Raw genomic sequence first — 9,328 nt, 5'->3', positions numbered from 1 at the left:
GAAATTTCATATACAATTGTGTTTTTTTGGGCATTTCAGTGTATTGTATATGAAATTTCATATATATTGAGACGTTTTGAGGTGGCACCGACCAAATCTGTATGAAATTTCATATACAATTATGTTTTTTTGGGCATTTCAGTGTATTGTATATGAAATTTCATATACATTAAGACGTTTTGAGGTGGCACCGACCAAATCTGTATGAAAATTCATATACATTGAGACGTTTGAGGTGGTGCAGACACGCATAGGGTTGTTGAGTTTCGTTATAAGAGAAAATTAGCTGTTTTCATTGAAATAACGATTTCGGCTTCGTCCGAAGTTACTGTTTCAGTATTTTATTTTACAAGCATCAATGTTCGTATTTACTGTTATGTAAAATGACACTGTTTCTCGAAGGCCATGTCAATGACCTGGAATCTGCGCTTCTTGTTAGCTTATCTGACATAAGAATTATAAATATCTGACATAGCTATTGACGCAGAGGAAAGGGGAGTTTTATAATAACGACATGGTTTTGCAAAAAAATTGAACAATTGAGTTCAAAATTATGCAAACGTTCGGAAATGGAGGAAGTTTTGATGTCAGTTCATAAGGTTTTGGAGCAGATAAAAGAAAAAAACATCCAGTTTGTGGATTTTCGGTTCGTGGATATTGCAGGTCGCGCACATCACATAACACTCCCTGCAACAGAGGTTGATGAGGATACTTTCCATAATGGTGTTGCTTTTGATGGATCCTCAATTTCCGGTTTCCGCAGTGTGGAAGAATCGGATATGGTTATGATGCCTGATATTACATCGATGTTCGAAGATCCATTTACCATGCATCCCACTCTTAACATCATGTGTAGTGTATTTACTCCAGATGGAGTGAAGTATGATCGTGATCCGCGTACGATAGCTCAGAAAGCTGAAGCTTATTTGCAGCAGTCGGGAATCGGAACAACTGCGTTTTTTGCTCCTGAATCTGAATTTTTCGTATTTGACGATGTCCGTTTTGAGAGCTCGATGAACCGTTCTTTCTTCAGTGTTGATTCTGAAGAAGCTGGCTGGAATTCTGGCCGTGAGGAAGAAGGCGGCAACCTTGGTTTCAAGGTGAAAGTAAAAGGCGGCTATGTGCCTGTAGCGCCGATTGATTCCCAGCAGGACATTCGCAGCGACATGGTTGAAACGATGCAGCAGGCAGGTCTTCGTGTTGAGCGTCATCACCATGAAGGCGGTACGGCAGGTCATGCGGAAATCAACTTCCGTTTCGATACATTGACAAAATCAGCTGACAATCTTATGAAATATAAATATATCGTACAAAATGTAGCACGCAAATGGGGAAAGACAGCTACCTTTATGCCTAAGCCGCTATTTGGCGAGAACGGAAGCGGAATGCACGTTCACTCCTCGATTTTTGATGGAGAGAAGCCATTGTTCTATGAACGCGGCACATACGGCAATTTGAGCGAGCTGGCCATGCATTATATCGGCGGATTGCTCTATCATGCTCCGGCGCTAATCGCAATTACAAATCCAAGCACGAACTCCTTTAAGCGTCTTGTGCCTGGTTACGAAGCCCCTGTCAACCTCGTGTTTTCCAGAGGCAACCGTTCAGCTGCGGTTCGTATCCCAATCGCTGCAGTAACGCCAAAGGGCTGCCGCATTGAGTTCAGAACGCCGGATTCTACAGCAAATCCGTATTTGGCATTTGCAGCGATGCTGCTTGCCGGACTTGATGGCATCAAGCGCAAGCTTGATCCGACTGCTTTAGGCTTTGGACCTTTTGACAACAATATTTATGAGCTGCCTGATGCAGTAAAACGTGAAATCCGCAGCGTGCCAGGAACGTTGGACGAGGCGCTTAATGCATTGGAGGCCGATTCTGATTTCTTGACAGAAAACGGCGTGTTCTCGCAGGACTTTATTAACAATTATATTTCGTTAAAGCGCCAGGATGCGCGCGCTGTTTCTACTCGCGTACATCCGCATGAATATAGTTTGTATTTTGACTGCTAATCTTTCTGATGGAAGCTTTTAACATTGAACTACATTTGCTAATTTATATAAAATGGATATAGAGAGGTGGAGACTGTACGATGAAACGAGCTTTTAATTTCAATGCCGGTCCGGCAGCGCTGCCGCTAGCTGTTCTAAACAGAGCGCAGGAGCAGTTTGTTGATTATAATGGTGCAGGCATGTCGATTATGGAGATGTCGCATAGAAGCGCCATCTATGAGCAAGTGAACAACGAAGCTCAAGCACTGCTTAAGGAGCTTCTTGCTATTCCGGAAGGCTATCAAGTATTGTTTTTGCAGGGTGGTGCAAGCACGCAGTTTGCTATGATTCCTATGAATCTACTAACTGAAGGCAAGAAAGGCGCTTATATAAACACTGGCGCGTGGGCAGGCAAAGCGATTAAAGAAGCTGAGCTGATCGGTGAGACAGTCATAGCTGCTTCGACAGAGGCGGATAAATTTATGAGAATGCCTGCAGCTTCAGAAATTGTTATTCCCGAGCAAGCCGCATATTTGCATCTTACATCCAATGAAACGATTGGCGGCACTCAATTCAACAGCTTCCCTGTAACGGGCGATGTTCCGCTGGTTGCAGATATGTCCAGTGACATTTTGAGCCGTCCACTGCAAATTGAGCAATTTGGCATGATTTATGCAGGCGCACAAAAAAATCTTGGACCGTCCGGGGTAACTGTCGTTATTATTCGTGATGACCTGGCGGAGAAAAGCCCGAAAAATATTCCGACAATGCTTCGTTACAGCACTCATACGAAAAGCAACTCTTTATATAATACGCCGCCATCCTTCTCCGTTTACATGGTGAAGCTTATGTTGGAATGGATTAAAGAGATGGGCGGAGTTGCCGAGATGGAGAATTATAACCGTCAAAAAACCGATTTGATCTATCAGACTATCGATCAAAGCGGTGGCTTCTACGCTGGCTGCGCGCAAGCTGACAGCCGTTCAAGAATGAATATTACTTTCCGCCTTGCTAATGAGGAGCTGGAAAAGCTGTTCGTTAAGGAATCCGAGCAGCAGGGCTTTGTAGGCTTGAAAGGCCATCGTGATGTAGGCGGGCTTCGCGCTTCTACTTATAACGCAGTTCCGCTTGAAAGCTGCCAGGCGCTCGCGCAATTCATGACAGATTTCCAAAAACGCAACGGCTAATGAAGACAAATACAATCGCCCATACCTTTGGTGAAAGGTATGGGCGGTTCTTGTTGCTTGTTGGCTATACAATTCGGCTTTCTTCACGTGCAGAAGGGTCTATAAGCTTGTAGCCGACATTGCGGATTGTAATGATGAACTCAGGATTTCGTGCATTTTTTTCGATTTTATCCCGCAAATGGCTAATGTGCACGTCAACGATGCGCGTATCGCCGAGGAAATGATAATCCCATACGCCGTGAAGCAGCTGCTGCCGGCTTAGGACGCGGCCTTTATGCTGGCATAGAAACTGCAGCAGCTCAAATTCCTTCGGCGTAATCTCGATTTTATTGCCATCGAGCAGCACTTCTCTTTGTTCGACGAGCACTGAAAGCTTGCCGATCGTAAATGTGGTCTCTTCAGCAATGCCCGGTATGGGATGCAGTCTTCGGAACAAAGCGTTGATGCGGGACAATAGCTCCTGTGTGCTGAAGGGCTTGGTCATATAATCATCGGCGCCGTTATCGAGACCAATAATTTTATCCGTAATGTCTTGCAAGGCGGTAAGCATGATAATAGGGACCGCGTTATTTTGCTTGCGCAGCTCGCGGCAAACCTGGATGCCGTCCATTTTGGGAAGCATAAGATCAAGTATAATAAGATCTGGCCTGAAAGTGGATAAGGTTTCAAATACAGCTTCGCCATCATGTACACATTTGACTTCATAGCCTGCTAGATTAAGATTGAATTGCAAAAGTGTTACGATTGAGGGCTCATCATCTACGACCAATATTTTTTTGGACATCGGTAGCTCTCCTTCACATCCGTTATAGTAATTTCATTATGACGATATAAAATGCGAAGAAGATTAACGTTGCGTAAAGGCAATGTAAAATTGCTGGATAAATAATTAAAAATCGGAGGTGAGGGAAAATGCCATTCCATATTGTTCTGGTCGAGCCTGAAATTCCAGCAAACACAGGTAATATAGCTCGTACCTGCGCTGCAACCGGAGCGCATTTGCATCTCGTCAGACCGCTTGGCTTCAATACAGATGACCGTACGCTTAAACGTGCCGGGCTTGATTATTGGCATGCAGTTCAGGTTCATTACTATGACAGCTTTGCAGAGCTGCAGGAAAAGTACGCGGGCAGCCAATTTTATTATGCCAGCACACGGGCCCACAAAATATATTCCGACATACAATATAAAGATGGAGATATGTTAGTATTTGGCAAGGAAACGAAGGGACTGCCGCAGCAGCTTATCGATGAAAACATTGATAATTGTATACGTATGCCGATGACAACGGAAGTAAGATCTTTAAATCTTTCCAACTCCGCAGCCATAATATTGTTCGAGGCTTTACGCCAAAACGGATTTCAATCACTGATTTAAAACACTGTTTTAAAAAATTGTTAAACCCAGAAGGAATTTTTTGATTTCCGTCGAAACATAAGTAGTGCAAAGGTTTCACGACAACTTGCAAAACTAGACATAAAGAGGTGAAAGTGATGAAACCAGCAGGAGTAGTTAGAAAGGTAGACCAGCTAGGACGCATTGTTCTTCCGAAGTCATTGCGCAAACGCTATATGATGAATGAAGGCGATCCTGTTGAAATATTTGTTCAGGCTGATCATATCATTCTAGAAAGATATCGTCCAAAATGTGTTTTCTGCGGCTCGATGAACGAAGTTTCCGAATTCAAAGAACGTGATGTATGCAAAGATTGCATGGTGGAAATGGGTCATCTACGTCGTTAGAAAACAAGGCATCACGAATACTCGGAGCCGTTAATAACGCAATGAAGCTTCCCTGACCACAGCAATCGCTTGGATGGGAAGCTTCATTTGTTTAAAAAAAAGAGTAAACGCAATGGCTTGCTTACAGTCCGCTTGTCTTGTCTTCGTTATACGAGCTAGTAAGGATCGCTGTAAGCATTAGAACGAAAACGGTCATAACAATTACAAAGTTCATAAATCGGACACCTCCACGTTAACTAAGTATATTATAACCAAGAAGTCACAAAAAGAAAACTTTAAAAGTTGTGAACACATTGTTAACATAGAAGGTAGAACTTTAATTACAGAGCAGAGAGTGTGCAAGGAGGAGCAAGTATCATGAATTATCGTTTTTCATCCAGAGTATCGCAATTACAATCGTCAGCGGTAAGAGACATATTAAAGCTGACACAAGGCAAGGACATGATTTCATTCGCAGGCGGCTTGCCTGCTGAAGAGCTATTTCCAGTTGAGGCAGTACGCGCCGCTGCAGACCGCGTATTCACAGCAGGCAAGGGCGCTTTGCAATATGGCTTGACCGAAGGCTATTTGCCGCTGCGCGAGCAGCTTTGTGAACGCATGGCTGCTAAAAACATGTTTGTTCAGCCGCATCAAATGCTGCTGACAACCGGCTCGCAGCAAGCGATTGATTTGCTGGTAGGCGTGCTGACAGAGCCAGGCGACACCGTACTGGTTGAAAAGCCGACTTACCTTGCCAGCTTGCAAGTGTTTTCACTGCATGGCCTAAAGGTAGTAGCGGCGGAAAGTGATGAATTCGGCATCATTCCAGAAGCGGCAGCAGAATTGATTGCCAAGCATCAGCCAAAGCTGATGTATGCTGTTCCAACCTTCGGCAATCCAACGGGCCGCGTATGGAGCACAGAACGCCGCAAGCAGGTGCTTGAATTGTGCGTTGCCAATAATATACCCATCATTGAGGATGATCCATACGGAGACATTAAATTTGATGAGGATCAAACGTATCCATCCTTGTTTTCTCTGCAGGAATCCGTTGAAGGCGGCCCTGTTATATATACGAGCACGTTTTCCAAAACGGTTGCGCCAGCGCTGCGCACAGGCTGGGCTATCGGCGACAACCAAGTTATTCGTATGATGGAAAAGGCAAAGCAGGCTGCTGATTTGCATTCTAGTGCACTCGATCAGCAGGTGCTTAGCCAATTGCTGCAAGGATTTGATTTGGATGCGCATATTACTGTCATTTCCCGCAATTATAAAGCACGCATGCTGGAGATGGATGAGCTTCTCCGCCAGCAGCAGGTTCCCGGCTTAACATGGGATCAGCCTAAGGGGGGCATGTTCCTATGGGCGCAGCTGCCTGACGGACTGGATGCCGAAATATTGCTGCGCAGTGCGGTTCAAAAGGGTGTGGCTTTCGTGCCTGGCAGCTCATTCTTTGCGAACGAGCCAATTCGCAACACGATGCGTCTCAACTACACGTACAATACAGGAGAGCGCACAATGCAGGGCATCAAGCGAATGGTTGAAGCGATTGAAGAATTTACAGCTCGCAGCTAGTAATCCATTCCTGCATAACCTCTTTATATTCAATTAATGCCGCTTCTCCCTCAGGGCGAAGCTTGTAGATGCCGCGCTCTACGCGTTCAAACCAGCCGTAATAATTATTTTGCAGCAGCAAGCTGCTGCGTGGATTTTTCGTTATCGCTGCAACCTGTCTTGGAGCTGCAGTTCCGAGCTTATGTATCACATAGGCGCAGCGCAAAGATTTTTCCCTGTAGGCGGTAACAAGCTTGCGGCCAGTGCTGCCGCCTACATTATAATCGCCGCTTCGTTCATTGAATTCACGCAGCAAATTTTGTTGCTTTCTGCGTCTTATGCCGCGCACTGGCGGATCGCCAGGCTCACAGAGCATATCGATGACGGGCGCTTTTGTTTTATAAAAGGTAACGGTGGCAAGGCCTATGCCAAGCAGCCGGCACAGCTCGGTCAGATCGCCAAAGCGCTGATTGTGAGCGCCGCTTTTTTTTCGGTTGCGTTCAACGGCGAGCACTACATCGTAATCCAATCTTAAACGTTCAACTCCTTGCAGCAGCAAGGCAAGGTTGAACGTTTTTTTCATTTCCACAATCACTGTATGTCCGGATTCGGGATGAACCGCAACCAGATCGCAGTGCAGCACTTCACTGCGCACCTGATAACCTAGCTGCTCATAAAAAGCCTTGAGTGGACGGTACAGCTCTTCCTCTTTGCTAACAGCCATTTGTTTCTCCTCTATTCGCATTCATATGTAGCTATTATAGCAAAGGATTGCGAATTCTGGAGAACGAAGTGGAAGACAAAATAAAATAGTGGGCAATTTCCTAGGAAGATAAGCATAGAAATGTAATACTTCATATTTATTTGTTGTGAATGGCTATAGCGGTCGAACGAAGAGGCGAATAGTTCAGTATCCCGATCAAACCTTTAAGGATAGCGGACTTATAAAGCGTTGGGAGGAGGCGCAGCATGGATATTTTCAAGCGGTTGTCGGAGTATCAGGCGGAAAGTGAACGGTTAGCGTGGGTAGGGTCGTTTAAGGATTATATTGAAATATTAAAAAAGGATCCTTCTCCTGCAATGACGGCGCATTCACGTGTCTACGAAATGATTGTTTCTTATGGGGTGGAGCACGTAGATGGCCGTAAGAGATATAAGTTTTTTGAACAAGAAATATTTGGACTGGATCAAACATTAGAGAAGCTGGTAGAAGAATATTTTCATTCATCCGCTCGCAGGTTAGATGTTCGAAAGCGGATTTTGCTATTGATGGGCCCGGTAAGCGGAGGGAAATCCACCATTGTTACGATGCTTAAAAAGGGGCTGGAGCGCTTTTCGCGTACTGACCGCGGTGCGGTGTATGCGATAAAGGATTGCCCTATGCATGAAGATCCATTGCATCTTATCCCGCATGAACTGCGGCCGGAAATTGAGAAGGAGCTGTCCATTCGCATTGAAGGCAATTTATGTCCGTCCTGCCAGTTGAAGCTGCAAACTGATTATAACGGGGTTATTGAGGATGTGCAGGTAGAACGTGTTTTTATTTCCGAAGACAATCGGGTAGGAATAGGCACCTTCAGCCCTTCCGATCCGAAGTCGCAGGATATCGCTGATCTTACCGGCAGCATTGACTTTTCTACGATTTCAGAATATGGCTCAGAATCTGATCCCCGGGCATATCGTTTTGACGGCGAGCTTAATAAAGCGAATCGCGGTTTAATGGAGTTTCAGGAAATGCTCAAATGCGATGAAAAGTTTCTATGGCATTTGCTGTCATTGACGCAGGAAGGCAACTTCAAGGCAGGCAGATTTGCATTAATCAGTGCGGATGAACTGATCGTAGCTCATACAAATGAAACGGAGTATAAAACGTTTATAAGCAATAAAAAGAATGAGGCGCTGCAATCCAGAATGATCGTCATGCCGATTCCGTACAATCTCAAGGTGTCGGAGGAAGAGAAAATACTGACGAAGCTGATTGGCCAAAGTGATATGAGGCATATCCATATCGCCCCACACGCATTGCGCGCGGCGTCGATTTTTTCAATACTTACCCGGTTGAAGGAAACAAAAAAGCAAGGCATGGATCTCATTAAAAAAATGCGCATGTATGACGGGGAAGAAGTTGAAGGCTTCAAGGATGCGGATTTGGTGGAAATGCAAAATGAATATTTAGAGGAAGGCATGACCGGGATAGACCCGCGTTACGTTATTAACAGAGTATCAAGCGCTCTAATCAAGCAGGATATGTCTTGCATCAATGCGCTGGATGTGCTGCGCGCACTTAAGGAAGGGCTGGATCAGCATCCTTCTATTACGAAGGAGGAGCGGGAGCGGTACTTGAATTATATTTCTATTGCACGCAAGGAATATGACGATTTGGCTAAAAAAGAAATTCAAAAAGCTTTTGTGTATTCGTATGAGGAGTCAGCCCGTACTTTGTTTGATAATTATTTGGACAATATAGAAGCCTATTGCAATTGGACAAAAATAAAAGACCCGCTTACTGGCGAGGAAATGGACCCGGATGAGCGGCTTATGAGATCGATTGAAGAGCAGATCGGCATTTCGGAAAATGCGAAAAAAGCGTTTAGAGAAGAAATACTTATTCGTATTTCCTCTTATTCTAGAAAAGGTAAAAAATTTGATTTTACAAGTCATGAAAGGCTGCGTGAAGCGGTCGAGAAAAAGCTGTTCTCTGATTTGAAGGATATTGTGAAAATTACAACCTCGACTAAAACGCCGGATGAAAGCCAGTTGAAACGAATCAATGAGGTGACGCGCAGATTAATGGATGAGCATGGCTACTGCTCCGTTTGCTCTAATGAATTGCTTCGATATGTCGGAAGCTTGCTGAATCGTTAGTCAAGCCAAGTAT

8 protein-coding genes are annotated in these 9,328 nt (G+C 44.7%); 6 read left to right on the top strand and 2 right to left on the bottom strand.

Going from position 1 to position 9,328, the window contains the following annotated elements:
* The first annotated feature begins 584 nt into the window (after positions 1-584).
* Positions 585-2,009: a type I glutamate--ammonia ligase gene (gene glnA, locus ACRRU2_RS26645; protein ID WP_331700849.1), complete on the top strand. Its 1,425-nt coding sequence runs from the start codon at positions 585-587 to the stop codon at positions 2,007-2,009.
* 80 nt (positions 2,010-2,089) lie between these two features.
* Entirely contained in the window at positions 2,090-3,175 is a 1,086-nt protein-coding gene (gene serC / locus ACRRU2_RS26640; RefSeq protein ID WP_331700848.1) for a 3-phosphoserine/phosphohydroxythreonine transaminase, read from the top strand.
* A 64-nt stretch (positions 3,176-3,239) separates the two neighbouring features.
* Here serC and ACRRU2_RS26635 read toward each other — a convergent pair whose 3' ends face one another.
* The gene (locus ACRRU2_RS26635; protein ID WP_331700847.1) at positions 3,240-3,959 is read right to left on the bottom strand and encodes a response regulator transcription factor; all 720 of its coding nucleotides are present in this window, start codon (positions 3,957-3,959) and stop codon (positions 3,240-3,242) included.
* Positions 3,960-4,087: 128 nt separating this feature from the next.
* Between ACRRU2_RS26635 and trmL the strand changes: the two genes are divergently transcribed.
* The 3 genes from trmL (at position 4,088) to ACRRU2_RS26620 (ending at position 6,471) form a co-directional block, all read left to right on the top strand.
* Entirely contained in the window at positions 4,088-4,552 is a 465-nt protein-coding gene (gene trmL / locus ACRRU2_RS26630) for a tRNA (uridine(34)/cytosine(34)/5-carboxymethylaminomethyluridine(34)-2'-O)-methyltransferase TrmL (protein ID WP_432506327.1), read from the top strand.
* Between the two features lie 116 nt (positions 4,553-4,668).
* The gene (locus ACRRU2_RS26625; RefSeq protein WP_331700845.1) at positions 4,669-4,917 is read left to right on the top strand and encodes an AbrB/MazE/SpoVT family DNA-binding domain-containing protein; all 249 of its coding nucleotides are present in this window, start codon (positions 4,669-4,671) and stop codon (positions 4,915-4,917) included.
* Positions 4,918-5,274: 357 nt separating this feature from the next.
* Positions 5,275-6,471, top strand: a complete 1,197-nt coding sequence (locus tag ACRRU2_RS26620) for a PLP-dependent aminotransferase family protein (RefSeq protein WP_432506325.1) — start codon at positions 5,275-5,277, stop codon at positions 6,469-6,471.
* Here ACRRU2_RS26620 and ACRRU2_RS26615 read toward each other — a convergent pair.
* On the bottom strand, positions 6,455-7,174 hold the full coding sequence (locus tag ACRRU2_RS26615; RefSeq protein ID WP_432506323.1) for a DUF2161 family putative PD-(D/E)XK-type phosphodiesterase: 720 nt from the start codon (positions 7,172-7,174) through the stop codon (positions 6,455-6,457). The genes ACRRU2_RS26620 and ACRRU2_RS26615 overlap by 17 nt on opposite strands.
* Before the next feature lie 245 nt (positions 7,175-7,419).
* Between ACRRU2_RS26615 and ACRRU2_RS26610 the strand changes: the two genes are divergently transcribed.
* A complete protein-coding gene (locus tag ACRRU2_RS26610) occupies positions 7,420-9,315 on the top strand; it encodes a PrkA family serine protein kinase (protein ID WP_331700842.1) in 1,896 nt (631 codons plus the stop codon).
* Positions 9,316-9,328: the final 13 nt, after the last annotated feature.

It is taken from the genome of Paenibacillus sp. GXUN7292 (assembly GCF_050864975.1).
Taxonomy (GTDB): domain Bacteria; phylum Bacillota; class Bacilli; order Paenibacillales; family Paenibacillaceae; genus Pristimantibacillus.
The sequence above is the reverse complement of the archived record's forward strand: the minus strand, read 5'-3'. Positions and strand labels throughout refer to the sequence as shown.